24 protein-coding genes are annotated in these 26,818 nt (G+C 73.7%); 14 read left to right on the forward strand and 10 right to left on the reverse strand.

Features of this window, described 5'->3' with window-relative positions:
* Positions 1–5 precede the first annotated feature (5 nt).
* On the reverse strand, positions 6–1,754 hold the full coding sequence (locus tag ACZ6PY_RS23845; protein ID WP_466075116.1) for an ATP-binding protein: 1,749 nt from the start codon (positions 1,752–1,754) through the stop codon (positions 6–8).
* Positions 1,755–1,992: 238 nt separating this feature from the next.
* Here ACZ6PY_RS23845 and ACZ6PY_RS23850 point away from each other — a divergent pair, with 238 nt between their 5' ends.
* Complete coding sequence (locus tag ACZ6PY_RS23850) at positions 1,993–3,627, forward strand: lipase family protein (protein ID WP_466075118.1); 1,635 nt, start codon at positions 1,993–1,995, stop codon at positions 3,625–3,627.
* A gap of 9 nt (positions 3,628–3,636) precedes the next feature.
* Here ACZ6PY_RS23850 and ACZ6PY_RS23855 read toward each other — a convergent pair whose 3' ends face one another.
* A complete protein-coding gene (locus ACZ6PY_RS23855) occupies positions 3,637–4,047 on the reverse strand; it encodes a DUF7144 family membrane protein (protein ID WP_466075120.1) in 411 nt (136 codons plus the stop codon).
* Positions 4,048–4,250: 203 nt separating this feature from the next.
* Complete coding sequence (locus tag ACZ6PY_RS23860; protein ID WP_466075122.1) at positions 4,251–5,036, reverse strand: pyrimidine reductase family protein; 786 nt, start codon at positions 5,034–5,036, stop codon at positions 4,251–4,253.
* Between the two features lie 150 nt (positions 5,037–5,186).
* Here ACZ6PY_RS23860 and ACZ6PY_RS23865 point away from each other — a divergent pair, with 150 nt between their 5' ends.
* From ACZ6PY_RS23865 to ACZ6PY_RS23890, 6 genes are all read left to right on the forward strand, one after another.
* Positions 5,187–5,732: a plasmid pRiA4b ORF-3 family protein gene (locus ACZ6PY_RS23865; RefSeq protein ID WP_466075124.1), complete on the forward strand. Its 546-nt coding sequence runs from the start codon at positions 5,187–5,189 to the stop codon at positions 5,730–5,732.
* A gap of 244 nt (positions 5,733–5,976) precedes the next feature.
* Positions 5,977–7,293: an extracellular solute-binding protein gene (locus tag ACZ6PY_RS23870; RefSeq protein WP_466075126.1), complete on the forward strand. Its 1,317-nt coding sequence runs from the start codon at positions 5,977–5,979 to the stop codon at positions 7,291–7,293.
* Between the two features lie 121 nt (positions 7,294–7,414).
* Positions 7,415–8,395, forward strand: a complete 981-nt coding sequence (locus tag ACZ6PY_RS23875; RefSeq protein ID WP_466075128.1) for a carbohydrate ABC transporter permease — start codon at positions 7,415–7,417, stop codon at positions 8,393–8,395.
* 9 nt (positions 8,396–8,404) lie between these two features.
* Positions 8,405–9,301: a carbohydrate ABC transporter permease gene (locus tag ACZ6PY_RS23880; protein ID WP_466075130.1), complete on the forward strand. Its 897-nt coding sequence runs from the start codon at positions 8,405–8,407 to the stop codon at positions 9,299–9,301.
* A complete protein-coding gene (locus ACZ6PY_RS23885; RefSeq protein ID WP_466075132.1) occupies positions 9,298–10,731 on the forward strand; it encodes a GH1 family beta-glucosidase in 1,434 nt (477 codons plus the stop codon). Before ACZ6PY_RS23880 ends, ACZ6PY_RS23885 begins: the two co-directional genes overlap by 4 nt.
* 82 nt (positions 10,732–10,813) lie before the next feature.
* Positions 10,814–11,860 (forward strand): LacI family DNA-binding transcriptional regulator, encoded by a 1,047-nt coding sequence (locus tag ACZ6PY_RS23890; protein ID WP_357077524.1) that lies wholly within the window; start codon positions 10,814–10,816, stop codon positions 11,858–11,860.
* A gap of 55 nt (positions 11,861–11,915) precedes the next feature.
* On the opposite strand, the gene ACZ6PY_RS23895 is transcribed toward ACZ6PY_RS23890, so the two are convergent.
* On the reverse strand, positions 11,916–12,989 hold the full coding sequence (locus ACZ6PY_RS23895) for a phosphotransferase family protein (RefSeq protein ID WP_466075134.1): 1,074 nt from the start codon (positions 12,987–12,989) through the stop codon (positions 11,916–11,918).
* A gap of 150 nt (positions 12,990–13,139) precedes the next feature.
* On the opposite strand from ACZ6PY_RS23895, the gene ACZ6PY_RS23900 reads away from it, so the two are divergent.
* Both ACZ6PY_RS23900 and ACZ6PY_RS23905 read left to right on the forward strand, forming a co-directional pair.
* Positions 13,140–13,844, forward strand: coding sequence for an ACT domain-containing protein (locus ACZ6PY_RS23900; protein WP_466075136.1), 705 nt, complete (start codon positions 13,140–13,142; stop codon positions 13,842–13,844).
* An 80-nt stretch (positions 13,845–13,924) separates the two neighbouring features.
* On the forward strand, positions 13,925–15,010 hold the full coding sequence (locus tag ACZ6PY_RS23905; RefSeq protein ID WP_466075138.1) for a GNAT family N-acetyltransferase: 1,086 nt from the start codon (positions 13,925–13,927) through the stop codon (positions 15,008–15,010).
* 52 nt (positions 15,011–15,062) lie between these two features.
* Here ACZ6PY_RS23905 and ACZ6PY_RS23910 read toward each other — a convergent pair whose 3' ends face one another.
* The 3 genes from ACZ6PY_RS23910 to ACZ6PY_RS23920 form a co-directional block, all read right to left on the reverse strand.
* Positions 15,063–16,628, reverse strand: coding sequence for an aldehyde dehydrogenase family protein (locus ACZ6PY_RS23910; RefSeq protein WP_466075140.1), 1,566 nt, complete (start codon positions 16,626–16,628; stop codon positions 15,063–15,065).
* Between the two features lie 267 nt (positions 16,629–16,895).
* A complete protein-coding gene (locus ACZ6PY_RS23915) occupies positions 16,896–17,420 on the reverse strand; it encodes an isochorismatase family protein (protein ID WP_466075143.1) in 525 nt (174 codons plus the stop codon).
* Positions 17,421–17,513: 93 nt separating this feature from the next.
* A complete protein-coding gene (locus ACZ6PY_RS23920; protein WP_466075145.1) occupies positions 17,514–18,296 on the reverse strand; it encodes an LPXTG cell wall anchor domain-containing protein in 783 nt (260 codons plus the stop codon).
* 295 nt (positions 18,297–18,591) lie between these two features.
* Between ACZ6PY_RS23920 and ACZ6PY_RS23925 the strand changes: the two genes are divergently transcribed.
* The 4 genes from ACZ6PY_RS23925 (at position 18,592) to ACZ6PY_RS23940 (ending at position 23,688) form a co-directional block, all read left to right on the forward strand.
* Positions 18,592–21,456, forward strand: a complete 2,865-nt coding sequence (locus ACZ6PY_RS23925; protein WP_466075147.1) for a glycoside hydrolase family 9 protein — start codon at positions 18,592–18,594, stop codon at positions 21,454–21,456.
* Positions 21,457–21,573: 117 nt separating this feature from the next.
* Positions 21,574–22,527, forward strand: a complete 954-nt coding sequence (locus ACZ6PY_RS23930; RefSeq protein ID WP_466075149.1) for an endonuclease domain-containing protein — start codon at positions 21,574–21,576, stop codon at positions 22,525–22,527.
* A 63-nt stretch (positions 22,528–22,590) separates the two neighbouring features.
* Entirely contained in the window at positions 22,591–23,112 is a 522-nt protein-coding gene (locus tag ACZ6PY_RS23935) for a DUF488 domain-containing protein (protein WP_466075151.1), read from the forward strand.
* 51 nt (positions 23,113–23,163) lie between these two features.
* Positions 23,164–23,688 (forward strand): GNAT family N-acetyltransferase, encoded by a 525-nt coding sequence (locus ACZ6PY_RS23940; protein WP_466075153.1) that lies wholly within the window; start codon positions 23,164–23,166, stop codon positions 23,686–23,688.
* Positions 23,689–23,708: 20 nt separating this feature from the next.
* On the opposite strand, the gene ACZ6PY_RS23945 is transcribed toward ACZ6PY_RS23940, so the two are convergent.
* From ACZ6PY_RS23945 to bioB, 3 genes are read right to left on the reverse strand one after another with little or no spacing between them, the layout of a single operon-like run.
* A complete protein-coding gene (locus tag ACZ6PY_RS23945) occupies positions 23,709–24,215 on the reverse strand; it encodes a GNAT family N-acetyltransferase (RefSeq protein ID WP_466075155.1) in 507 nt (168 codons plus the stop codon).
* 2 nt (positions 24,216–24,217) lie between these two features.
* Positions 24,218–24,502 (reverse strand): biotin synthase auxiliary protein BsaP, encoded by a 285-nt coding sequence (gene bsaP / locus ACZ6PY_RS23950; protein ID WP_466075157.1) that lies wholly within the window; start codon positions 24,500–24,502, stop codon positions 24,218–24,220.
* Positions 24,503–24,509: 7 nt separating this feature from the next.
* On the reverse strand, positions 24,510–25,505 hold the full coding sequence (gene bioB / locus ACZ6PY_RS23955; protein ID WP_466075159.1) for a biotin synthase BioB: 996 nt from the start codon (positions 25,503–25,505) through the stop codon (positions 24,510–24,512).
* 167 nt (positions 25,506–25,672) lie between these two features.
* Between bioB and ACZ6PY_RS23960 the strand changes: the two genes are divergently transcribed.
* A complete protein-coding gene (locus ACZ6PY_RS23960; protein ID WP_466075161.1) occupies positions 25,673–26,809 on the forward strand; it encodes an 8-amino-7-oxononanoate synthase in 1,137 nt (378 codons plus the stop codon).
* Positions 26,810–26,818: the final 9 nt, after the last annotated feature.

Raw genomic sequence — 26,818 nt, forward strand, 5'->3', positions numbered from 1 at the left:
GCCCCCTAGAACGGGATGTCGTCGTCGGAGGTGCCCGAGCCGACCACCGCGAACGGGTCGGCCGCCTGGGTGATCGAGCGCAGCGTCTCCGAGGGCGCCCGGCCGGCCTCGGAAACCCGGGTGGCCCAGGCCGGGAAGGGGAACTCCAGGCAGAGCGGGACCGGGATGTCGGGCTGGTTGACGAACATCGTGCCCGGCTTGGCCAGCAGGGCCCGCTGGCGCTGGGCGGGCGGGAGGAACCCGTATTCCGGGCGGGACGCCTCGGCCGGGTCGAGCCGCCCGACCACCCGGACCGCCGAGTTGGTGACGATCCGCCGCTCCACCTCGCTGGCGGTCTGCTGGGCGCCGACCAGGATCACCCCGAGCGAGCGGCCCCGCTCGGCGATGTCGAGCAGCACCTCCTTGATCGGGGAGGAGCCCTCCCGGGGCGCGTACTTGTTGAGCTCGTCGAGGACCACGAAGAGCAGCGGCTTGGCGGTGCCCGCCTTCTCCTTGCGCTCGAACTCGCTCTTGAGCGTCACGCCGACCACGAAGCGCTGCGCCCGGTCCGGCAGGTTGTGCAGGTCGACCACGGTCACCTGGGCGGACTCGGCCGTGTTGATCGAGTGGGGGCGGCGGGTGGCGAGGTCGCCCCGGATGAGCCGGGCGAGGTCCTTCTTGCTGCCGATCAGCCGGCGCGCGAACGCGTTGACCGTGCCGAGGCCCACCGCGCTGCCCGCCCACTCGCTGCGGGTCTCGTCGTCGTTGAGCTGCCCGACGACGTGGTCGACCAGGTCGGCGTAGGACCCCAGCCGGACCCCGTCGATGCTCACCCCGCCGTCGGCCGGCTGGGCGTGCCGGGCCAGGTGGGCGGCGACCGAGTGCACGACCATCGTGTACTGCTGGCGCTCGTCGTCGGCGTCGGCGAAGACGTAGGGCAGCAGGCGGTCGGCGCAGAACTCGCTCAGCGTCCAGTAGAAGCTGTCCACCCCGGTGAGCCGGCTGCTCACGTCGGGCGTGCCGGAGGAGTCGCCGACCCGGGGCGGCGCGTAGACCCGGACGTCGGGGAAGGCGCCGGCGTCGAGCCCGAGCTTCGCGTAGCCGGCCCGGGTGGCGTCGTCGAGCCGGGTGTTGGGGTGGTCGAGGAAGAGCAGGTCCTCGCCCTTGACGTTGAAGATCAGCGCCTTGGCGTTGACCGCGTCGCCGCCGAGCACCCCGGAGCGGAAGACCGAGTAGAGCAGGAAGGTGGCGAAGCTGGTCTTGGTGGCCACGCCGGAGATGCCGGAGATGGACACGTGCGCGCCCCGGGTGCCGTCGAGGAAGTCGGCGTTGAGGTAGACCGGGACCCCGTCGCGACCCATGCCCATCGGGATGCGCCGCTCCATCCGGTCGAAGTGCAGCGCCCGGGCCCGGGCGTCGCCCTCGGCCCGGTGCACCACGGCGCCCGGGGTGGGCGGCACGTAGAACTCGGGGTCGACGCGGGTGGTGGTTATCTCGGCGGCCTCCTGCACCTGGGCCGGCAGGGTGCCGTCGGCGATGGCGAACACGTCGGAGTCGAACTGCGCGCCCTCGTGGCGGGCGCGGACCTGGGTGACCACCCCGGCGATGGTGACCGGCTCCCGGTCGGGCAGCTCGCGGCGGGTCACCACGACGTCGTCGAGCTGGAGGTAGCTGCCCGGGGCGACCGCCGTCCAGAAGGTGAGCGGGGTGGCGTCGGCGGTGCCGAGCACCCGGCCGACCCCGTCGCCGGGGCCGTCGAGCAGGTCGTCGGTCATCGGCGGTCTCCGGTCGGCTGGTCGTCCCGTTCGCGGCGCACGTCGTGCATCCTGCCCGAGGGATGCGACAGGTTGCCACGCGACGCGGCGGACGCCACCTCGCCCGTCCGCCGACCGTGCGCAGCGGCGCCGCCCGCTGACTCTCCGTACGCCCCGGTCGGCCATTCCGGCACCACCGGGTCGGCTCCCGGGGGATCCTGCAAGGGGCCGGAGGACGGAAACGGCGCGAGGAGCGGCGGTGGAAGCAGTGCGGAGCCGGACCGCGTTGCTGCTGGCGCTCGCCGTGCTGCCACCGGTCCTGCAGGAAGCGGTGGTGGTGGGGATCGGGTTTCACGGCGCCCGCGGGCTGGCGCCCCAGGTGACCGCGGTCTGGCCCTACGACTCGTTCCACGACCTGCGGTGGCTGCTGGTCTACCACGACTCCTGGTGGAACTTCGGCCTCGGCCTGGTGGTGCTCACCGTGTTCCGCGGGCTGCTCTCCGCCGGGCTGACCGCGCTGGCCTGGCCCGAGCGGGCGCCGCGCCCGTCGTTCGGCTGGCTGGTGCGGCGCAACCTGGAGGTGGCCGCCCTCGCGCTGGTCATCATCTCGCCGTGGGCCGCCATCTCGGTCGCCTTCTCGGCGGTCGCGCTCTCGCTCTACCTGTTCGCCTCGCTCGCCCCGATGCTGGTGCTCGCGCCGTTCCTCCAGCGGGCCGGTGTGGTCGGGAACTGGTGGCGCGGCCTGCCCACCATCGAGCTGCTCGGCTGGTCGGTGCTCAACTTCGTGGTGCTCACGATGGCGGGGGCGGTCATCTCCAGCACGTCGGGCTGGTGGGGTGTCCCGGTGGCCGCGCTGGCCGGCCTGGCCAACGGCCTGCTCTGGCAGCGCACCGTGTCGGCGGCCGTGCTGCCGGCCCGGATCCGCCTGGCCCGGGTCCCGGTCGCGCCGGTGGCCATCGTCCTCACCATGGCCGCCGCCGTCGGGTCGCAGTCCCTCGTCGGCCTGGCGACGGGTCCACCGCCGGAGTGGCTGCCCCCGCTGCTCACCGAGCGGCTACCCGACCGGGTGCCGCACGCGGTGATCGCCATCGCCGGACACGACTCGCAGTGGAACGGCCGGCAACCGGCGGATTCCCGGGTGGAACGCTTCTCCTACCGGGGTCTCGACCGGCAGAAGCGTCCGGTGCCGTATCAGCCGCAGGACACCCACCAGTCCCTCGACTCCAGCGCGGTGCTGCTGGCCGCACAGATCGACGAGTTGCACCGCCGGACCGGCCGGCCGATCGCCCTGCTCGGGTTCAGCGAGGGGGCCATGGTGGCGCGGACCTACCTGGACCGGTGGGCGCAGCCCCTGCCGGTGGAGGCGGTGCTGCTGTTCAGCCCGCTCATCCAGCCCGGCCGGGCCTACTACCCACCCCCGGGTTACAGCGGGTGGGGCGTGGCCGCCGGCTGGGAGCTGCGGGGGATCTTCTGGCTGGCCAACCTGGGACGCAAGGTGAAGAGCATGCCGGACGAGCCCTTCGTCCGCTCGGTGCTGGTGAACGCGCCCTTCTACCGCAACCGCACGCTCTGCCCGGTGGCCGGGGTCCGCGTGATCGCCTTCCTGCCCACGGTCAGCGCGGCGGAGGCGCCGCCCGGCGAGTACAGCCGCGTCCCGGTGTTCCAGATGCCCGCCCTGCACGGCGGGCTGATCGGCGAGCGGCTCGCCCAGGAACGGGTGGTCGACTTCCTCGCCGGCGACCGGGTCGACCAGCCGCGCCGGGAGTATCGCCTGCTCCAGCGGCTGGGCGCCGCCTGGCAGGCGCCACCGCTGCCGCTGGTCCTCAACCCGGTGTGGGCGGCCGCCCGGGAGGGCGACCCGGCCTTCACCGGCCGGATCTGTGAGCCCCGCTGACCGGCGGCCTCACTCCACCCGGCCGACGGCCCGGCGGTGCCGGAGCAGCAGCCGGATGGCCGCCGCGTCGACGGCGGCCACGATGAGCAACCGGATCGGCGCGTACGGCAGCATGAACAGGTCCACGGCGATCGCCAGCGCGGCGCAGCCGATCGCGACGGTGGCGGCGTCCCGCCGGCCGGTGACCGCCACCAGCCCGGCCAGCGCGACCGCGGCCCCGATCGTCAGGTGCAGCCACGCCCAGAACGTCAGGTCGACCTGGTGCATGCCGCCCTTGCTCAGCACCACGAAGACCCCGGACCGGAGCATGCCGTACGCGGCCAGCATGTCGACCAGGCCGGTGGCGACCAGCAGCCCACCGGCGAGGACCGGGCGACCGGTCCGCTCCGGCGCCGTCCCGGTCGCCTGCGGTGTGCGCATTCCCCGAGGTTACGGCGCTGATCAACCGCGGGTTCGCGAGACGGCGCAGCCCGACCCGGCGGGCCGTGGTTCCGGCACTGCCCGCACCGCGGTGCGGGCAGGTCAGCGGGCCGCACCGCGGTGCTGGCCCGCCCGCCCCGCCGTGGCCGGGGCGGGCTGTCCGCGTACCTTCCGGTCGTGGGCCGGGGCGCGGCGGTCTCCGGTCAGGCGGCCGGGGCGGCGCCGGCGGGCGGCGCCGCGTCGGCGTCGCGGGCGTAGCGCAGCATCAGCATGCCGTCGGCGGCGGCCAGCACGTGCCGTAGCGGCAGGTGCCGCGGCGCGCTGCCGGCCCCGGCCGTGATCCGGCCCGGGCCGGCCCCGGCGAGCAGCGGCGCGACGGTCAGGCACAACTCGTCCACCAGGTCGGCCGCGGTGAGCGCGCCGAACAGGTGCGGCCCGCCCTCGCAGAGCAGTTGGCCGAGCCCGCGCCGGCGCAGCTCGGCCAGGCCGGTGGCCAGGTCGACGCGTTCCGTGCCGCAGCGGACGAGGTCGGCCACGTCGGTCAGCCCGGGTGGCGGCTCGGCGGCCGCGTGGGTGAGCACGAGCGGCCGGACGGGCGCGTCGGCGAAGCACGCCTGGGCCGGGTCGAGGTCGAGCGAGCCGGAGACCACCACCAGGGTCGGGTACTCGGCCAGCCCCTGCTCGCGTCGCCAGGCGCGGCGCGCCTCGCCGAGCCGGACCGCCCGGTAGCCCTCGTGGCGCAGCGTGCCGGCGGCCACCACGAGCCCGTCGCAGAGCATCCGCAACAGGCCGAAGACGCGCTTGTCCGGCTCGCCGGAGAGCCCGGCGGAGTAGTCGTCCAGGGTGACCGCGCCGTCGGCGCTGGCCACGAAGTTCACCCGCAGGTGGGGACGGGGCGCGCGGCCGTAGAGCGCGGTCAGCTCCGGGTCGGTCAGCGGTCCGGTGGCGGGCGTCGGCCAGACCCGTTGGATCGGGATTCCGACGCTCATTCGCCGGCCGGACCGGTGACCGGCGGGGTCGGTTCGGGGGTACGGTGCTGGCAGTCGCACCACTTCCGGCCTGGACACTCGTCGTGCCGCCGCTCCCGGCAGGCTCGGCAGATCATGTGGGCAGCCTATGCCGAGGAAGGATGGGACAGCATGCCGCGTCAGATCTTCCAGCTGAAGGTCTCGCTCGCCGGGGTCCGCCCGCCGGTGTGGCGGCGGGTGCTGGTGCCCGGCGGCTACACCCTGGACCGGCTGCACCGGGTGGTCCAGCACGCGATGGGCTGGCGGGACTGCCACCTGCACTCGTTCGAGATCGACGGCCGCCAGTACGGCGAGCCCGATCCGGACGGCGAGCTGGCGCTGCGCGACGAGCTGGACGTCCGGCTGGACGCGGTGGTGGGCAAGGGCGACCGGTTCCGCTACACCTACGACTTCGGTGACTGGTGGGAGCACGACCTGGTGGTCGAGGACGTGTGCACGGCCGATCCGGACGAGCGCTACCCGGCCTGCGTCGAGGGGGAGCGCGCCTGCCCGCCCGAGGACGTCGGCGGCCCGGCCGGGTACGCGGTCCTGCTGGCCGCGCTGGCCGACCCGGGGCACGCCGAGCACCGGATGATGCGGGAGTGGGCCGGCCCGGGCTTCGCGCCGGAGTTCTTCGCCGCCGAGCGGGCCACCACCCTGCTGCGCCGCTTCTGCTGACCGCGCCTGCGGGGAGGCCCCCGGCAATCGCGCGGTAACGATCTGGGAACGCTCCCATCCGTCTATTGACACCCCTGACGCCTGCCGGCAATCTCATGGGAGCGCTCCCGAGAGTGGCGCGGGTCTCATCCCTGCCCCGCTCCCGGGGTCGCCTCCGGCGGCCACGACGGCCGGTGGCGGCGAGCCGCGCGACAGCACCCCCCACCACACAGATATCGCCTCACCACCGAAAGAGGGGTCTCGGATGAGCGTCCCAATCCGCCGCCGGCGGCTCGCGGCCATCGCGCTCGCGTCCGTCGCGGTGCTCGCCGCCGCCACCGCCTGCGGCGACGACTCGTCGGGCAGCAGCGGCAGCAGCGACGGCCCGGTGACCCTGGTCGTCGACGTCTTCGGCGACCAGGGCTTCGGCTACGACGAGCTCTACAAGCAGTACGAAGCGGAGCACACGAACGTCAAGATCCAGGAGCGGGGCAAGGGCCTCGGCCTCGGTGACTACAACACCCGGCTGACCCAGCAGATCACCGCCGGATCGGGAGCCGGCGACGTGGTGGCCCTGGAAGAGGGCACCATCGTCCAGTTCTACGCCCAGGCCGACAAGTTCGTGAACCTCGCCGACCACGGCGCGAACGATCTCAAGGGCAACTTCCTGCCGTGGAAGTGGGAGCAGGGCACCACCCCGGACGGCAAGGTGCTCGGCCTCGGCACCGACGTCGGCTCGATGGCGCTGTGCTACCGCAGCGACCTGTTCAAGGCCGCCGGCCTGCCCACCGACCGCGAGCAGGTCGGCGCGCTCTGGCCCACCTGGGACCAGTTCATCGCCACCGGCCAGCGGTTCGCCGCCGCCGACAAGAAGCACAAGTTCGTCGACTCGGCGACCAACTTCTACAACGTGGTGCTGATGCAGACCGCGGGCGCGGGCACCGGCTACACCTACTACGACAAGAGCAACAAGCTGGTCATCGGCGAGAACCCGGACATCAAGTCCGCGTACGACCTCACCACCAAGATGATCTCCGCCGGCCTGTCGAACAACCTGCAGTCCTTCTCCAACGAGTGGAACGCCGGTTTCAAGAACGGCACCTTCGCCACCATCGCCTGCCCCGCCTGGATGACCGGCGTCATCAAGGGCCAGGCCGGCGACGCGGCGGCCGGCAAGTGGGACATCGCCAAGGCGCCCGGCAACGGCGGCAACTGGGGCGGCTCCTTCCTGGCCGTGCCGAAGTCGAGCAAGCACCAGAAGGAGGCCGCCGAGCTGGCCAAGTTCCTGACCAGCGCGAAGGGCCAGACCGAGGCGTTCAAGAAGGTCGGCAACCTGCCCTCCTCGCCGCAGGCGCTGGCCGACCCGGCCGTGGCCGACTCGACCAACGACTACTTCAGCAAGGCTCCGGTCGGCAAGATCTTCGCCGCCGGTGCGAGCGAGCTGAAGCCGGTCTACCTCGGCCCGAAGAACAACGCGGTCCGCACCGCCGTGGAGAACAGCCTCCGCGCCGTGGAGCAGGGCAAGACCGCCGACGAGCAGTGGCAGGCGGCGTTGAAGAACGGTGCGGCCGCCGGTAAGTGATCCGGCCGACCCGCCCGCGGGTGGCGTCGACAGCCCCGCTGTCGGCGCCACCCGCGCTGCCCGGAGAGCCCCGGCGTCGCCCGTCTGGGCGGGTGACGCCGGCCGAGGAGAAGGACTCCCCATGAGCCTCGACCTGCACGCTGCGGCGCCCCCCGACCCCGGACCGTCCCGCGCCGCCCGCCCCGCGCACCGCCGCGCCAGCTCGGCGACCCGGCTGGACCTGAAGTACTCGCCCTACCTGTACGTCCTGCCGTTCTTCGTGATCTTCGCGGTGTTCAGCGCGTATCCCATCGCGTACACGGTGTGGATCGCGTTGACCGACCGGTCGCCGATGAACTCGACGATCTCCTTCGTCGGGCTGGACAACTTCGTCGAACTGATCACCGACGACCCGCAGTTCTGGAACGCGGTGGTGAACACGTTCGGCATGTTCCTGCTCTCCACCGTGCCGCAGCTGCTGCTGGCACTGCTGCTGGCCAACGCGCTGAACCGGAAGCTGCGCGCGCAGACGTTCTTCCGGATGGCCATCGCCATGCCGATCATCACCTCGACGGCCGTGGTCGCGCTGATCTTCTCGATGATCTACGCAAAGGACTTCGGCCTGGTCAACTGGCTGCTCGACAGCGTCGGCGTGGACCCGATCGACTGGCGGGCCAACCGGTACGCCTCCTGGTTCGCCATCTCCACCATGGTCGACTGGCGCTGGGTGGGCTACAACGCGCTGATCTACCTGGCCGCCATGCAGTCCATCAGCAAGGACATGTACGAGGCCGCGGCGATCGACGGTGCCTCCCGGCGCCGGCAGTTCTGGTCGATCACCGTGCCGCAGCTGCGCCCGACGATCATCTTCACGCTGATCATCTCGACCATCGGCGGCCTCCAGCTCTTCACCGAGCCCCTGCTGTTCACCAGCGGCTCGGGCGGTCTCTCCGGCGGCTCGGAGGGGCAGTTCCAGACCATCACCATGTACCTGCTCGACGTCATGAACCAACGCTTCCGGTGGGGCTACGCCGGCGCGGTCGCGCTCGTGCTCTTCCTGCTCATCGCGCTGATGTCGACGGTCAACTACCTGCTGGCCCGCCGCATCAGCTCCGACAAGTGAGGTGACGAGATGACGACCACCACGCTCCGCCCACCGACCCGGCCGAACGCCCCGGTCCGGGCCGCCCACCAGGCCGAGCGGCTCTGGAAGGCCAGCCCGCTCACCTGGGTCGGTCTGGTCTTCGGGGTGCTCCTGTCGCTCTTTCCGTTCTACTGGATGATCGTGATCGCCTCGCGGACCAACGACGCGGCCAACTCCTGGCCGCCGCCGTTCCTGCCCGGCGGCAAGCTCGGCGAGAACATCCAGCGGGTGCTCGACAACGGCGACGCGAACATCGTCAAGGGCCTGCTGAACTCGTTCCTGGTCTCCGGGACCATCACGATCGCGACGGTGTTCTTCGGCTCCCTGGCCGGCTTCGCCTTCGCCAAGCTGCGCTTCCGGGGCAAGAACGCGCTGCTGCTGATCATCCTGGCCTCGATGATGGTGCCGATCCAGCTCGGCGTGCTCCCGCTCTACATCCTCATGGCCAAGCTCGAGTGGTTGAACACCATGCCCTCGGTGACCGTGCCGTTCCTCATCGGCGGCTTCGGGATCTTCATGATGCGGCAGTACGCCGAGCAGGCCGTCCCGAACGAGCTGATCGAGGCGGCCCGGGTGGACGGCTGCTCCACCTGGCGGGTGTACTGGCACGTGGTGGCGCCCGCGCTGCGTCCCGCCGCCGCGGTGCTCGGCCTGCTCACCTTCATGGAGCAGTGGAACCAGTTCTTCTGGCCGTTCGTGGTGCTGGCCGACCCGGCCAACCCGACCGTGCAGATCTCCCTCCGCAGCCTCAACACCGCCTACTTCGCCGACAACTCCCAGATCTTCGCGGGTACGTTGATCGCGACCCTGCCCCTGTTCATCGTGTTCGTTCTGTTCGGCCGCCAGATCATCGGCGGAATCATGGAAGGCGCCGTCAAGTCGTGAGCAACCCAGCCAGCCCGCCCGCCGTCGGCGTCCTCGACGAGGGTGCGGCAGCCACCTTCCCGCCCGGCTTCCTCTGGGGCGCGGCGACCGCCGCGTACCAGATCGAGGGCGCGGCGACCGAGGGCGGCCGCACGCCGTCGATCTGGGACACCTTCAGCCACACCGAGGGGCGGACGGTGGCCGGGCACACCGGCGACGTGGCCTGCGACCACTACCACCGGATGCCCGACGACGTGCGGCTGATGGCCGACCTCGGGCTGAAGTCCTACCGCTTCTCCGTCTCCTGGCCGCGTGTGCAGCCCGGCGGCGCCGGGGCGGTCAACCCCGAGGGGATGGACTTCTACCGCCGCCTGGTGGACGAGCTGCTGGGCCACGGCATCGAGCCCTGGCTGACCCTCTACCACTGGGACCTGCCGCAGCCGCTGGAGGACGCGGGCGGCTGGCCGGCCCGGGACACGGCCGCCCGCTTCGCCGACTACGCCCAGCTGGTCGCCGACGCCCTCGGCGACCGGGTGAAGTACTTCACCACGTTCAACGAGCCGTGGTGCTCGGCCTTCCTCGGCTACGGCTCCGGCGCGCACGCGCCCGGCCGGTCGGACGGGGCGGACGCGGTCCGGGCCGGGCACCACCTCATGCTCGGGCACGGGCTGGCCGTGCAGGCGCTGCGGGCGTCCCGCCCGGACGCGCAGCTCGGCATCACGGTCAACCTCTACCCGGTCACCCCGGCCAGCGGGTCCCCGGAGGACGCCGACGCCGCCCGCCGGATCGACGCGCTGGCCAACCGGTTCTTCCTCGACCCGGTGCTGCGCGGGGCGTACCCGGCCGACCTGGCCGCCGACCTGCGCGAGGTCACCGACTTCGGGCATGTCCGGGACGGCGACCTGGCGGTCATCTCGACCCCGCTGGACATGGTGGGGGTCAACTACTACAGCCGGTACGTGGTGGCCGCGCCGGCGGAAACCCGGCCGGCGGAGGCCTACTGGCGGGCGCCCTCGTGCTGGCCGGGCAGCCAGGACGTCCAGTTCGTCACCCGGGGCGTCCCGGTGACCGACATGGGCTGGGAGATCGACGCCCCCGGCCTGGTGGAGACGCTGGAGCGGGTGCACAAGGAGTACACCGACCTGCCGCTCTACGTGACCGAGAACGGCTCCGCGTTCGTCGACGCGGTGGTCGACGGCCGGGTCGACGACCCGGACCGGCTGGCGTACTTCGACGCGCACCTGCGCGCCGCGCACGCCGCGATCAGCGCCGGGGTGCCCCTGAAGGGATACTTCGCCTGGTCGCTCATGGACAACTTCGAGTGGGCGTGGGGCTACACGAAGCGCTTCGGCATGGTCTACGTCGACTACGACAGCCAGGCCCGGATCCCGAAGTCCAGCGCCAGGTGGTACGCCGATGTGATCCGACGCAACGGCCTGGCCGCACAATAGGCTGAGCCAGCCAGTGACGGGCGGCCCGGCGCCGGCGCCTCGACAGGTGCCGGGCCCGCCCGATGTCGGAGGAGCACAGACGATGACAACGCAGCGCACACGGTCGCTCGGGCGCCCGACCCTCGACGCGGTCGCGGCCCGCGCCGGCGTGGGGCGCGGCACGGTCTCCCGCGTGGTCAACGGTTCGCCGCAGGTCAGCCCCGAGGCCCGCGCCGCCGTCCAGGCGGCCATCGCGGAGCTGGGCTACGTGCCCAACCGGGCGGCCCGGGCGCTGGTCACCCAGCGGACCGACTCGGTGGCGCTGGTGGTCTCCGAGTCGGGGGAGCGGGTGTTCACCGAGCCGTTCTTCGCCGGGATCGTGCGGGGCGTCAGCTCCGCGCTGCTGGAGACCCCCATGCAGCTCTGGCTGGCCATGGCGCAGTCGCAGATCGAGCGGGAACGGGTCGAGCACCACCTGACCAACCAGCACGTGGACGGCGTGCTGCTGCTCTCGCTGCACGACGCGGACCCGCTGCCCACCCTGCTGGAGGAGCGCGGCCTGCCCACCGTGCTCGGCGGCCGGCCGGCCCGGATGCTGCACCCGAACGCCCAGCCGGCCTGGTTCGTCGACGTGGACAACGTCGGTGGCGCCCGGCAGGCGGTGGAGCACCTCTTCGCCCGCGGCCGGCGGCGGGTCGCCACCATCGCCGGCACCCAGGACATGGGCGCCGGCCTGGCCCGGTTGTCCGGCTACAAGGAGGCGGTCCGGGCCGCGGGCGGCGACCTCAACCCGGACCTCATCGCGTACGGGGACTTCAGCGAGGGCAGCGGCACGGCGTGCATGCGCCGGCTGCTGGAGGTCTGCCCGGAGCTGGACGCCGTCTTCGTGGCGTCCGACCTGATGGCCTTCGGCGCCCTGCGCGCGCTGCGCGAGGCCGGCCGCCGGGTGCCCGAGGACGTCGCGGTGATCGGCTTCGACGACGCCCCGATCGCCCGGCAGGCCGAGCCGCCGCTGACCACGGTCTTCCAGCCGGTGGAGGAGATGGGCCGCCAGATGGCCCGGCTGCTGGTCTCCCGGATCCGCGGCGAGGAGCTGCCCAGCCCGCACGTGCTGCTGGACACCAAGCTCATCCACCGCGCCTCCGCCTGAGGCGCTCAGGCCCGGCGGCGCGGCTCGACCGTCCGGGCGTCGTACGCGGCGTCCACTACTTCTCCCGCACCGCGCGCAGACCGTGCGCGACCAGCGGCGCCACCATGTCGCCGATCCGGTCGAAGCCCCCGCCGAGCGTCTGCCCGAGGGTGTGCCGGTAGTGGATGCCCTCGCAGATCACCGCGAGCTTGAAACAGCCGAGCGCCACGTGCCAGTGCAGCGGGCCCACGTCGACGTCGCTGCGGCCGGCGTACCGGTCGATCAGCTCGGCGCCGGTGGGGAACCCGGCCCGCGGGCCGATGCCGTCGGCGACCGGGTTGCCCTCGGCGCTGTCGCTGTCGCCCAGCACGTCCCAGTAGGTCAACAGCAGCCCCAGGTCGGCGAGGGGGTCACCGAGGGTGGCCATCTCCCAGTCGAGCACCGCCCGCACCGCCACCGGCTCCACCGTGGCGAGCAGGTTGTCCAGCCGGTAGTCGCCGTGCACGACCCGCCCGGCGTTCGCGCCCTCCGGCACGCTGCCGGCGAGCGCGTCGCGCAGCTCGTCGATGCCGGGCAGCGGGCGGCTGCGGGAACGGTCGAGCTGGCCGGCCCAGCGGCGCACCTGCCGGGCCAGGTAGCCCTCGGGGCGGCCGAAGTCGGCCAGCCCGACGGCGGCCGGCTCGACCATGTGCAGACCGGCGAGGGTGTCCATCATCGCCATGGCCAGGTCGCGCCGCTGGCCGGCGGTGAGCGCGTCGGTCTGCTCCCGCCGCCGGTAGACCTCGCCGTCGACCCGCTCCATGAGGTAGAACGGCGCCCCGATCACGTCCGGGTCGGGGCAGAGCAGCAGCGCCTCGGGCACCGGCACCGCGGTGGGGGCGAGCGCGGAGATCACCCGGTACTCGCGGGCCATGTCGTGGGCGGTGGCGAGCACGTGCCCGAGCGGCGGCCGGCGCAGCACCACCTCGCGGTCGCCGGCGCGCAGCAGGTAGGTCAGGTTGGACTTGCCCCCGGCGATCAACCGGGCCGACAGCGACCCGGCCAGCTCGGGCCGGTGCGCGGCCAGGTACGCGGCGAGCCGGTCGAGGTCGAGCCCGCGCGGGGCCGAACCGGTCGGGGTCTGCGGTGCGTCGACGGCCGGATCGGTCATCCGGCTAGTTGATGGCAGCTCAGCTTTGTTGTCAAGGTGGGATGTTCCCGGCGGGACATGCCGCTGCAACGGGGGCGAAATGGTCAACCGGCAGGCTGGGGCCCAGCCTGCCGGCCGCCACGGTCGGCCCGCCGAGCGGAGGAACCAGACATGCTGCTGAGAGTTCGGGTGACGCTGCCGGACCGACCGGGCACCCTCGGCCAGGTGGCCCGGACGCTCGGCGTCTCCGGCGCCGACATCGTCCAGGTGGTGGTGCTGGAGCGGCTCGGTGGCCGGGCGGTCGACGACTTCACCGTGGTCTGGCCGGGAGCGGCACGGGTGGAGCGCCTGCTCGCCGGCCTGGCCGCGATCCCCGGCGTACGGGTGGACGGGGTGTGGCGGGCGATCGGCGCGCCGACCACCACGGGCCAGGACGCCGAACTGCTCGCCCAGGTCGCGGCGAACCCGACCGACGGGGTGGCCACCCTGGTCGACGCGGTGCCCGGGCTGCTCGCCGCGGACTGGGCGGTGGCCGCGGTGGTGCCGCTGGACTGGGCCGCGCGCGGCGGCGGCACCGGCGGGGCGACCGTCGGGCACGCGAGCTGGCGGGCCCCGGTCCCGCCCCGGCTGCCCGAGGTGACCCCGCTGCGCGCCCGCGCCCTGACCACGCCGGACGGGCACCACTACGCGGTCGCGCCGTTCGGCCGGGCCGGCCTGGTGCTGGTGGTGGCCCGCGAGCACAGCGAACCGCTCGCCGCGGCCGGGTTCCACTCGACCGAGGTGGACCGGCTCGCCCAGCTGGTGCGGGCCGGCGCGGTGATCCTCGGCGACCGGCTCGACCTGGTCGGCGTCCCGCCCGTGACCACCGTCACCTGACCGGTCCCGCCGTTTCACGGGTGGGCAACGGGGGCGCAACAGGCGGCCGGCAGGGTCGGTGGTGAGGAAGGGAGCGAACCATGGCGCTGTGGCGGATCCGTGCCACCGTGGACGACCGGCCGGGCTACCTGTCGGTGCTCACGGCGAGCCTCGCGTTGCGTGGGGTCAACATCCTCACCGTGCAGGTGCACACCACCGAGCTGGGGGCGGTCGACGACTTTCTGGTCGACGCGCCCGACCGGCTCACCGAGGCCGACCTGCGGGCGGCCGTCGAACGAGGGCGGGGCCGGAACTGCTGGGTCGCGCGCAGCGAGGCGCGCGGGCTGGCCGACCAGCCCACCCGGGTGCTCGGCCTGGCCGGCCGGCTGGTCCGGGACCCGGACGCGGCCGGCGAGACACTGCGCGTCCTGCTCGGCGCGGACGCGGTGACCTGGCGGCCGACGCCGGCGACTGCGCCGGGCGGCGTGGACGGGACCGCCATGCTGCTGGCCGACCCGGCCGGCGGCTCGTACGAGCTGCGGCGGCGGGAGCCGAGCTTCACCCCGGCCGAGTACGCCCGCGCCCAGGCGCTGGTCGAGCTGGCCGCCACGGTGGCCCGCCGGGACGCCGACCGGGTCACCCTCGTGCTGCCCGACGCGGCCGAGGTGCTGGTCCGGCCGGCCACCGCCGAGGACCTGGCGGGCGTGCTGGAGCTGCACGCCGGGTGCTCGCACCGGAGCCGCCAGCGGCGCTACCTGAGCGGGGCGGGGCACCCGGCGCCGGCCCGGCTGCGTCGGCTGCTCGAACCGGCGCGGGGGCTGACCCTGGTCGCCACGGCCGGCTCCGCCGGGACCGCGGCGACCGTGGTGGCCATGGCCAACCTGCTGGGCGAGGGGGACGAGGCGGAGGCGGCGCTGCTGGTGCGGGACGACTGGCAGCGCCGCGGCCTCGGCTCGGCCCTGCTGCGGCGCCTGCTCGGGCACGCCGACCGGGCCGGCTACGCGGCGGTCCTGCTGCACGTGCAGGCCGAGAACACCCCGATGCTGCGCACCGTGCGCGGGGTGGGCCGGCCCACGTCGGTGGAACGGGACGGCGGCGTGCTGACCGTGACGGTGCCGCTGGCACCCCGACCGGCCGCGCCGCTCCGGCCGGCCGACGCGACCGCTCGGGCACACCGGTCGCACTGACGCGGGCAGGGCCCCCGGTGCGGGGGCCCTGCCCGGTCCGGGCCCGCCCCGGTCAGGTCGCCGGGTAGCTGCTGTAGTCCGGGAAGTTGCCGTAGAGCCGACCGTCGCCGCCCACGGTGACCGCCTGGACCAGCAGGTCACCGCCGACGAACGCGCCCTTCCAGGACGCGCCCCGGCCGCCGAACGGCTCGTCCCGGTCGCCACGGGAGCGGGGCTTGTTGATGCCCACCTTGAACGCCTGCAGGTCGACCGCGAGCTTGCCGGCCAGCTCCTCGTCGTCGCAGGCCAGGGAGGCGACCAGCGCGCCGTTCGACGCGTTCATCTGGGCCAGCAGCTCGTCGGTGGTGTCCACCACGACGATGGTGTCCACCGGGCCGAACGGCTCGGCGTGCATGAGCCGTGACCGGCCGGGCGGCGCGAGCAGCACCGCCGGCGCCACGTACGCCGAGGTGTCCTGCCCGTCGAGGAACGGCGCGCCGTCCAGCTTGCCGCGGTGCAGCGGCACCGCGCCGCCGCGGACCGCCTCCTCGACCTTGCGGCGCAGCTCCTCGGCCTTGGCCGCGCTGATCAGCGGACCGAAGTCCAGCTCGGGCAGCGGGTCACCGGCCGACCAGTCGTCACCCACGGCGAGCGGGTGTCCGAACCGGACGGAGCGCACCACCGGCAGGTACATGTCGAGGAACTCGTCGACCAGGTCGCGCTGGACCACGAACCGCGGGTACGCCGTGCAGCGCTGCTTGCCGTACTCGAAGCCCTTCTTGAGGTGCGCGGCGAGCAGGTCCCACCGGGAGAAGTTCCAGATGCCCCAGGCGTTGAGGCCCTCCTGCTCGATGAAGTGCCGCTTGTCGGAGTCGAGCAGCGCCGCGGCCACCTTGCCGCCGTTGGAGCGGCCGCCGACGAACGCCACCGCGCCGATCTCCGGGGCCCGCACCAGCACCTCGGAGAGCTCCTCGCCGCTGCCGGAGAGCAGGGTGGCGGGCAGCCCGGCGCGGCGCATCAGCGCGTGCGCCACGGTGAGGCAGACCGCCCCGCCCTGGGACGGGGTCTTGGCGATCACCGCGTTGCCGGCGAGCAGCTGCACCAGCTCGGCGTGCACGAGCACGCTCATCGGGTAGTTCCAGGAGGCGATGTTGCTGACCGGGCCCGGCAGCGGCTCGCGGCCGTCGGCGAGCATCCGGTCGATCTCCTGCACGTACCAGCGGACGCCGTCGAGCGCGCGGTCGACGTCGGCGCAGGCCAGCCGCCACGGCTTGCCGATCTCCCACACCAGCAGCAGGGCGAGCAGGTCGCGGTGGGCGGTGAGCGCGTCCAGGGCGTCCTCGACCCGGGCCTTGCGCTCGACCAGCGGGGTCTGCGCCCACTCGCGGTGCGCGGCGGCGGCGTGTGCGACCGCGGCGCGCGCCGCCTCGGCGTCGAGGCGGGCCAGGTTGACCAGCACGGTGTTGTCGACGGGGGTGTGCACCGGGGTCGGCGCGCCGACCGCCCGCCACCCGCCCTCGACCAGGTTGTGCAGGGTGGCGGTGCCGTCGGGTGCGGTGCCGAAGGCCTCCGGCGTGGCGGCCACCGCGCGGGCGAGGGTGTCGGACCAGGAGGTGCCGTCGGCGAGTCTGAGAGCCATCGCGTTCTCCTCAGGGTTGTCCGGGGGAGCGGCGGCGTCGATGGCACCGCTGGTGTCGCGTACTGTCCCGCGCGGCCGAGCGGGCGGGCAACCGTACGCTCGTATGCCAGGACGCCCGGCCGGCCACCGCGACGCGTCGCGGCCCGACCTCCAGCGGCGTGACCTGGGGGTACGCGGGAAATAGATAGAAGATCGTCGATTATGTGATCCAGCTCCGGGCGGCGTCGACCGGGTTACCCGTCAGTACGGATCATTGCCCCGACGGGTTCAACCGCCCAGCGCGGCGATCGCCTCCGCGGTCGTGCACACCGTGCCGAGCCGGCGGAAGACGTAGTCGACCGCGAACTCGTGGGCGTACGCGTCCAGCCCGGACATCGCGTCGTGCGGCAGCACCACCCGGTAGCCGATCTCATCGCCGATGCGGGCGGTCTGCTCGACGCCGAAGTTGGTGGCGATCCCGCCGATCACCAGGGTGTCCACCCCGCGTGCCCGCAGCGCGGCGTCCAGGCCGGTGTCGTGGAAGGCGCCCCAGGTGTGCTTGACCACCGCCACGTCGCCCTCGCGGGGCGCCACTTCGGGCAGCAGTTCGCTGCCCGGCGGCTGCGGATCGGTGCCGGGCCGGTCGACGCGGACCACCACCACGGTGGCGCCGGCGGCGCGGGCCGCCTCGGCGAGGGCGAGGCAGCGCGCGACCACCTCGGGGCCGGTGTGCGGGGCGGTCGGCAGGTCCACGATGCGACGCTGGAGGTCGATCAGGACGACGGCGGTACGGGTCGGGTCGAGAGCGTCCACCCCAAGATCATATCGGCACGGGGTCGCCGCGGCGGTCCCGAACGGCGGAACCGGCCGCCGGACCGGGGTCCGACGGCCGGTTCCCGAGCCGGCTCAGCTCGTGAAGGTGATCCGGTCCCGGCGGCGCCGCAGCACCATCAGGAGGACACCGCCGCCGATCAGGGCGAGGCCGGTGAGCGAGATGCTGGTCGCGGCCACGCCGGTGAGCGGCAGGCCGCCCTCGGTGCCGCTGCCGCCGCCCTGGCCGCCGCCGACCGAGGTGCCCGGCGCCGGGGTGCCCGACGGGTTCTCGGACGGGTTCTCGGAGCCGCCCGGCGTCGGGGTCGGCGTCTCCTCGCCTGGGGTGGACGGGGTCGGCGTCGGGCTCTCCGGCGACTCGCACGGCGTCAGCCAGAAGACCTTGTGCTTGTCGTCGAACGCCTTGCCGTCGGTCAGGTCCACGTCGAGCTTGAGGTGGTAGCCCTGCTTCGGGTGCAGCTTCAGGCCGGCCAGGTCGAGGTCGTCGGCGGAGAGCCGGATGACCTCGTCGTGGTCGTTCTCCGCGCCGGAGGCCGGGTCGGTGCTGATCACCACGTCCTTCTTCGACCAGACGACCGTGTCCTTCGGGCTGGCCGACGGCGCCTGCGCCCAGAGGGTGATGTTCGCCTTCTGGTCCTGGTCGAAGTTGAAGAACTCCAGCTCGAAGTCGCAGGTGACGTGCGGCTGGTTGTCGACCTTGTCGGAGAATGGAGCGCCGTCGATCTTGACGGTGCCGTTGTCGCCCTTGGGGTTGTGCGGGTTGCCGGTGGCCCACGCCGGGGCGGCCACCAGTCCGAGCATGGCCGTGGCGGCGGCTGCGGTGAGGGCAGCGCGCGCCACGTGCCGACGCTGTGGCATGAGGAATCCTCCGAGATCGGGAGAGGGGGACGGTACATGATCACATGTCAGCGCGCTCCCGTCCAGATCGGACGACTGTCCTGAGCTGCGAAGATGTCGCCGGGGAAGGCGAAATCGGGGCCACTTTCCAGGCGTGTCGGCGTAACGCGGAACGGTCTTGCGGCGCTTCGCCGTCCCCGGCGGGGGATGCCGTCTTCACAACCGGGGATGCCGACATTACATTGTCGACTATCCATGGGAGCGCTCCCGCGCTTCGTTCGGCTCACCCCACCACCGCCACCCACAGGAGCTCGCCATGCCCCGTCCGACCCCGCCGCCTCGCGGCCCCTCCCGGCTCCGCCGGCTGCTCGCCGCCGGCGCCGCGCTGGCCGCCGGCCTCGCCGCGGCCGTCAGCGTCCCGCCGCCCGCGCCCGCCACCGCCGCGCCCGCCTTCAACTACGCGGAGGCGTTGCAGAAGTCGCTGTTCTTCTACGAGGCCCAGCAGTCCGGGAAGAAGCCGGCCTGGAACCGGGTCTCCTGGCGGGGCGACTCGGCGCTCACCGACGGCGCCGACGTCGGCGTCGACCTCACCGGCGGCTGGTACGACGCCGGCGACCACGTGAAGTTCGGCTTCCCGATGGCGTTCAGCGCCACCATGCTGGCCTGGGGCGCCGTCGAGTACCGCGACGGCTACGCCGCCTCCGGGCAGCTCCCGCACCTGCTGAACAACCTGCGCTGGGTCAACGACTACTTCGTGAAGGCGCACCCCGCGCCGAACGTCCTTTACGGACAGGTCGGCAAGGGCGACGACGACCACAAGTGGTGGGGACCGGCCGAGGTGCTGCCGATGGCGCGGCCCGCGTACAAGATCGATGCGAGCTGCGGCGGGGCGGACCTGGCGGGGGAGACGGCGGCCGCCATGGCCGCCTCGTCGATGGTCTTCCGTCCCACCGACGCCACCTACGCCGACAAGCTGCTCGGCCACGCGAAGCAGCTCTACACCTTCGCCGACACGGTCCGGAAGAGCTACCACGAGTGCATCACCGACGCGACAAGCTTCTACCGGTCGTGGAGCGGATGGCAGGACGAGCTGGTCTGGGGGGCGGTCTGGCTGTACCGGGCCACCGGCGACGCCACCTACCTCGCCAAGGCCGAGAGCGAGTACGACAAGCTCGGCACCGAGCCCCAGTCGACCACCCGCTCCTACAAGTGGACCATCGCCTGGGACAACAAGCAGTTCGGCGCGTACGTGCTGCTGGCCAACCTGACCGGCAAGCAGAAGTACGTCGACGACGCCAACCGGTGGCTCGACTGGTGGACCGTCGGCGTCAACGGCTCCCGGGTCAACTACTCGCCCGGCGGTGAGGCCGTCCTCGACTCCTGGGGCTCCCTGCGCTACGCCGCCAACACCGCCTTCGCGGCGCTGGTCTACAGCGACCGCACCAGCGACACCACCCGCAAGGCGCGGTACCACGACTTCGCCGTCCGGCAGATCAACTACGCGCTCGGCGACAACCCACGCAGCTCCAGCTACCTCATCGGCTTCGGGGCCAACTCCCCGCGCAACCCGCACCACCGCACCGCCCACGGCTCCTGGTGGGACAGCCAGACCGTGCCCACCGAGACCCGGCACGTGCTCTACGGCGCGCTGGTCGGCGGCCCGTCCTCGGCCAACGACGCGTACACCGACAGCCGCTCCGACTACGTCATGAACGAGGTCGCCACCGACTACAACGCCGGCTTCACCTCCGCCCTGGCCCGGCTGACCGGCGAGTACGGCGGCAGCCCCCTCGCCGGCTTCCCGACCGCCGAGCAGCCCGACCTCGACGAGTTGACCGTCGAGACCACGGTGATGCAGGCCGAGCCCCGGGCCACCGGGCTCAAGGCCATCATCTACAACAAGTCCGCCTTCCCGGCCCGGGCACTGACCACCGGGAAGTTCCGCTACTACTTCCGCCCCGACGGCACCGGCCCGGTGCAGGTGACCCCCGGCTACACCCAGGGCTGCCCGTCACCCACCACGGCCAGGCAGTTCTCCGGCGACATCTGGTACGTCGAGGTCGACTGCACCGGATACACCATCGCGCCCGCCGGCCAGTCGCAGCACCGGATGGAGGTGCAGTTCAAGGTCGGCGTACCGGAGGGCGGCACCTGGGACCCGACCAACGACCCCTCGTACCAGGCTGCCGCCGGCCCCAACCGGAAGGTGCCGCTCTACTCCGGCGGGACGCGGGTCTGGGGCGAGGAGCCCGGACCGGCCACCCCGGACACCACGGCGCCGACCGTGCCCGGCACCCCCGTCGCCTCGGCCGTCACCGCCACCGGCCTCACCCTGACCTGGCCCGCCTCCACCGACACCGGCGGCAGCGGCCTGGCCGGCTACGAGGTCACCCGGGCGCAGGCCGGCAGCGACGCGCTCGTCCTGACCGAGGCCACCACCAACACCCTCGCGGTGACCGGGCTGCTGCCCGAGCGGACGTACCAGTTCACGGTGCGCGCCCGCGACGGCGCCGGCAACCGGTCGGCGGCCGCACCGGCCCTGACCGTCACCACCCCGGCCGCCCCCGCGCCGGACACCACCCCGCCCACCGCACCGGGCACGCCCACCGCGTCGGCCGTCGGCCCGACCGGGCTCACCCTCGCCTGGGGTCCGGCCACCGACAACGTGGGCGTCACCGGCTACCGGGTCTACCGGTCGGGGAACACCCTCGTCGGGTCGGCCACCGGGACCACGCTGGCCGTCACCGGGCTGACCGCCGCCACCGCGTACACCTTCACCGTGGTCGCGGTGGACGCGGCCGGCAACGTCTCGGCGGCCTCGCCCCCGCTCACCGTCACCACCGCGGACCCGCCGGCCACCGGTGGCTGCGCGGTGACCTGGACCACCAGCGGCTGGGACACCGGGTTCACCGCGAACATCACGATCACCAACACCGGGACCGGCACCATCAACGGGTGGAGCCTCGGCTTCACGTTCCCGAGCAGCGGGCAGAAGGTGGGCCAGGGCTGGTCGGCCACCTTCACCCAGAGCGGGACGGCGGTGACCGCGACGAACGTGTCCTACAACGGGACGCTGGCGCCGGGCGCGTCGACCAGCTTCGGCTTCAACGGCACCCACACCGGCACCAACCCGAGACCCACCACCTTCACCCTCAACGGCTCCCCCTGCACCGTCTCCTGAGGTTCCTCGTGTGATCTTGGAGAGTTGCCGTATCTGGCGAACGGCAACTCTCCAAGATCCGTCTCTGGCCTGTGGACGGGGCAAAGCGAGGGTGGGATCGGGGGCAGAGTCGGGCGGGTGAGGGCTCTGTCGAGGGACCGCGCGCGGGCGGTGGAGTGGGCGGCGTTCGCGCAGGCGGGGGTGGTGACCACGGCGCAGGCGACCCGGCTGCTGAGCGAGGGCACGGTGCGCGGGCTCGTCCGTTCCGGGCGCTGGCGGTCGCTGTGCCGAGGGATTCTCCTCACCGGCAACGGCCTGCTGACCCGCGACCAGCAGCTGTGGCTCGCCGTGCTGGCTGCCGGACCGGGTGCGGTGCTGGCCGGGGCCACTGCCGCCGCCGAGGCCGGTGTGCGAGGGCTGCGGGCGGAGCCCCTGCACGTCCTCGTGCCGGCGGAGCGGCAGGCCGCGACACTGCTGCGCCGGCTGCCGATCGACATGCCCGCGGTCGTGCTGCGCCGCACGGCGGTGCTGCCCGGAGCGCACCTCCAGCTCGCCCGGCCACCCCGGACGACGACCGCCCGGGCCGTGGTGGACGCCGCCGCTTGGGCACGGGGCATCGAGGAGGCACAGCTCGTACTGGCTTCGGCCTGCCAGCAACGGCGGGTGCTGCCGGCGGAACTGTCCGCCGTGCTCGACGTCCTGCCCCGGATCCCCCGTCGCGGCCTGATCCGGCGCACCGTGGCCGACCTGGCGGGCGGGGCGGAGGCCCTGTCCGAGTTGGACCTGCTGGCGCTGTGCCGGCGGCACCGGCTGCCCCGCCCCGACCTCCAGCACCACCGCCGGGACGCGGCGGGCCGGCGGCGCTGGCTGGACGCCTACTGGCGGGAGTGGCGGCTGCACGTGGAGGTCGACGGGGCGCACCACATGGACGCCCGGCACTGGGCCGACGACATGCGCCGGCAGAACGACGTCTGGACCACCGGCGACCGGATCCTCCGCTTCCCCGCCTGGCTGGTCCGCGCACATCCCGACGAGGTCGCCGCCACCCTCCGCCGCGCCCTCCACTCGGCCGGTTGGCGGTCCGGGGAGTGAATCTTGGCGACTTACCGTTTGGCTCGAACGGTAAGTGTCCAAGATTCGGGGGAACCTGGGGGCGTGTTGGTGACGGTGGGGCACGGGGCCGCCGACCGGGAACGGTTGGGGGAGTTGCTGGCGGGCGCCGGGGTGGCGCTCGTCGTGGACGTGCGGCGCTACCCGGCCAGCCGGACCAACCCGGACGTGCGGCGGGAGGAGCTCGAACGCTGGCTGCCGGAGCGGGGTGTCGACTACCGGTGGGAGCCCCGGCTCGGCGGCCGCCGGCACGTGCCGGCCGGGGAGCCGGAGCCGGACACCTGGTGGACCGTGCCGGCGTTCCGGGCGTACGCCGCCCACACCCGCACGCCGGAGTTCGACGCGGCCCTGGACGAGGTGCTCGCCGACGCGGAACGCCGGACCACCGCCGTGATGTGCAGCGAGAGCGTCTGGTGGCGCTGCCACCGGCGGCTCGTCGCCGACGTGGCGGTGCTCGGTCGCGGGGTGCCCGTCGCGCACCTCATGCCTGACGGCCGGCTCAGCCCGCACCGCCCCGCCGAGGGCGCCCGCCGCCTCCCCGACGGGCACCTGCGCTGGGACCGCTGACGGCCCGGAACTCGGTGGCCGAGCCACGGATCACGCCGCTAGCCTGCCCGGATGCCAGAGCTGATCACACCGACCGCCCGCCTGCACCGGTCCTGGCTGGCCGCCAGGGACGACTGGGGGCGGGGCGTCCACCAGGACGGCAGCGGACTCAAGCCGAGCGACGACGTCGACTCGCCGGAGGGCTTCGCGACCTGGGTACGCCAACTCCAGGACGGAACGGACGAGTCCCGGCTGCCGGCGGGGCTCGTCCCGGCGCTCTACTGGTGGATCGTCGAGGACGACGAGGTGCTCGGCGCCGTCAGCCTGCGGCTGCGCCTCAACGACTTCCTGCTGCAGGCCGGCGGCCACATCGGCTACGGGGTGCGGCCCACGGCCCGCCGACGCGGGCTGGCGACCTTCGCGCTCGGCGAGGCGATCGCCGAGGCGGCCCGGCGGGGCATCGACCCCGTCCTGGTCACCTGCGACGTCGACAACACCGCTTCGGCGCGGACCATCGAGCGGCACGGTGGCGTGCTCGAGGACGTGCGGGACACCGAGCTGGGCCGTTCCCGGCGGTACTGGATCCGGACCCGCTGAGCGGGATGCTCCCGGCTGGCTCAGTCGGCCAGTTCGTCGGCGAGCAGGTCCATGAGCAGGGCGTCGTGCCAGCGGCCGTCCGCGCCCCGCTCATAGCGGCGCATGATGCCGACCGGCCGGAACCCCACCTTCGCGTACGCACGGATCGCCGCGGTGTTGGCCGCCGCCGGGTCGATGGTGAACCGGTGGTGGCCGTACTCGTCGACGAGGTGCCGGACCAGCGTGCGGATGGCGTCCCCGCCGAGGCCGGCGCCGCGGGCCGCCGGGTCGAGGAAGATGTCGAGGCTGGCGTGGCGGTAGTCGGGGTCGGTCTCGGCGTACCACTGGATGGCGCCGATCAGCCGGCCGTCGTGCTCGATCGCGTAGGTGGTGACGTCGCCGTCGGCCAGGTCGGCGCGGACCGACTCGGCGAGGTCGTCCCCGCCCCGCCACCAGTGGCGGACCTCCGGGGCGGCCCGGATCGCCGCGAGGGCCGGCACGTCGGCGTCGGTCGCCGGCCGCAAGGTCACCACCCGCCCCCGCAGCACGGTCAGCCCCGGATCTCGCCGTGCTCGACGCAGACCGCCGACCAGCCGGTCGGCACGACCTGCACCTTCATCCGCCGCCGGCAGTGCGCGCACCAGCGCGGCGGCTCCAGCGCCCGGGCCGCCGCGCACGCCTCGTGCGGGCCCGCCGCCACGGACTCGCCGCAGCGGTCGCACCAGCGTGGCGCCGCGGTGGGCTCCTGCTGCTCGCCCGCATGTCCCGCACCGCGGTGGCGAAGCGGGCCGGCGGCGGGTTCGGCCGGCGGCGCGGGCTCGACAAGCTCGGTCACGTCGTCCTCACAGGGTGGCGGAGAGCGCCTTCACCGGCATCTTCAGGTCGTCCAGCAGCTGCAGGTCGGCGGTCGCCGGCCGGCCCAGCGTGGTCAGGTAGTTGCCGACGATCACCGCGTTGATGCCGCCGAGCAGGCCGTCCCGGGTGCCCAGGTCGCCGAGGGTCAGCTCCCGGCCGCCCGCGTAGCGGAGGATGGTGCGCGGCATGGCCAGCCGGAACGCGGCGATGGCGCGCAGCGCGTCCTTGCCCTCGACCACGGGGCGGTCGGCGAGCGGGGTGCCCGGGCGAGGGTTCAGGAAGTTCAGCGGCACCTCGTGCGGGTCCAGCTCGGCGAGCTGCGCGGCGAACTCGGCGCGCTGCTCCACGGTCTCGCCCAGGCCGAGGATGCCGCCGCAGCAGACCTCCATGCCGGACTCGCGGACCATCTTCAACGTCCCCCAGCGCTCCTCCCAGGAGTGCGTGGTGACCACGTTCGGGAAGTAGGAGCGGCAGGTCTCCAGGTTGTGGTTGTAGCGGTGCACGCCCATCTCGACCAGCTCGTCGACCTGCTCCTGGGTGAGCATGCCGAGCGACGCGGCGACCTGGATGTCGACCTCCGCCTTGATGGCCGCCACACCCTCGCGCATCTGCTTCATGAGCCGCGCGTCCGGGCCGCGCACGGCGGCCACGATGCAGAACTCGGTCGCCCCGGTCGCCGCGGTCTGCTTCGCGGCCTCGACCAGCGCGGGGATGTCCAGCCAGACCGAGCGGACCGGCGAGGTGAACAGGCCGGACTGCGAGCAGAAGTGGCAGTCCTCCGGGCAGCCGCCGGTCTTCAGCGAGACGATGCCCTCGACCTCGACCTCCGGGCCGCACCAGCGCATCCGCACCTCGTGGGCGAGCTGGAGGGCGGCGGGCAGGTGCTCGTCGGGCAGGTTCAGCACGGCGAGGACGCCGGCCTCGTCGAGGCCGACGCCGTTCTCCAGCACCTGGGTCCGGGCCTGGTCGAGGATCTCTGGCATGGCTCGTACCCTACAAGGCCGCCCCGAGCCCGGGAAACGGCCGCGTCGGGCCCCCGCGAGCAGGCCCGGCGAGCCGGACAGCGCCACGCCGGGGCTCTCCGGCCGGGTGGTAACTTCGCCCCGCGGAAGCGCCCGGTGGGCGGCGGGTCTGGGGAAGGAACGTGACAGTGGCGGACTGGCTGGCGGCCCTGGACCGCCGCGCCGAGCTGCGGGCCAAGGCGGGGCTCACCCGCACCCTGCGCCCGCGCGCCGCCGCCGACGCCGTGGTCGACCTGGCCGGCAACGACTACCTCGGCCTGGCCACCCACCCGGAGGTCACGGCCGCCGCCGGGCGGGCGCTGTCGGCGTACGGGCTGGGCGCCACCGGGTCGCGGCTGGTGCGCGGCTCCACGGATCTGCACCACGCCCTCGAGGACGACCTGGCCGGCTGGCTCGGCGTCGACCGGGCACTGGTGTTCTCCTCCGGCTACCTGGCCAACCTCGCCGCCGTCCGGGGCCTGGTGCAGCCGCGTACCCTGCTCGTCTCCGACGCCCACAACCACGCCTCGCTGATCGACGGCTGCCGGATCTCCGGCGCCGAGACGATCGTCACCCCGCACGCCGACGTCGAGGCGGTGGCCGCCGCGCTGGCCGCCGCCCCGGGCCGCCCGGCGGTGGTGGTGACCGAGTCGGTGTTCTCCGTCGACGGCGACCTGGCCCCCCTCGCGGCGCTGCACGCCGTGGCCCGCCGGCACGGCGCGCTGTTGCTTGTCGACGACGCGCACGCGCTCGGCGTCACCGGGCCGGCCGGGGCCGGCGGGGTGGCCGCGGCCGGGCTGGCCGGCGAGCCGGACGTGGTGGTGACGGCGACCCTGTCCAAGGCGCTCGGCGGCGCCGGTGGGGTGGTGGCCGGGCCGGCCGAGTTCGTCCGGCACCTGGTGGAGACCGGCCGCACCTTCATCTTCGACACGGCGCCGCCGCCCGCCGTGGTGGCCGGGGTACGCGCCGCGGTGCGGCTGGCCCGCTCCGGCGACGCCCTGCGCGCCGAGCTGGCCGAGCGGGCCGCCCTCGCGGTGCGCCGGCTGGGCGGGGCGGGCCTGGAGGTCTCCGCGCCCGACGGGGCGGTGGTCTCGGTGACCGCTCCCGGCCCCGAAGCGGCGACCGCCTGGGCGGCCGACTGCCGGGACCGGGGCGTCGCGGTGGGCTGCTTCCGGCCGCCGTCCACCCCGGACAGTCGGTCCCGGCTCCGGCTGACCATCAGCGCGGGCGTCGACCGGACCGACTTCGAACGGGCGCTGGACGTGATCGTGGCGTGTGCACCGTGAGCGCGAGGA

This window comes from Micromonospora sp. NPDC048907 (genome assembly GCF_055586885.1).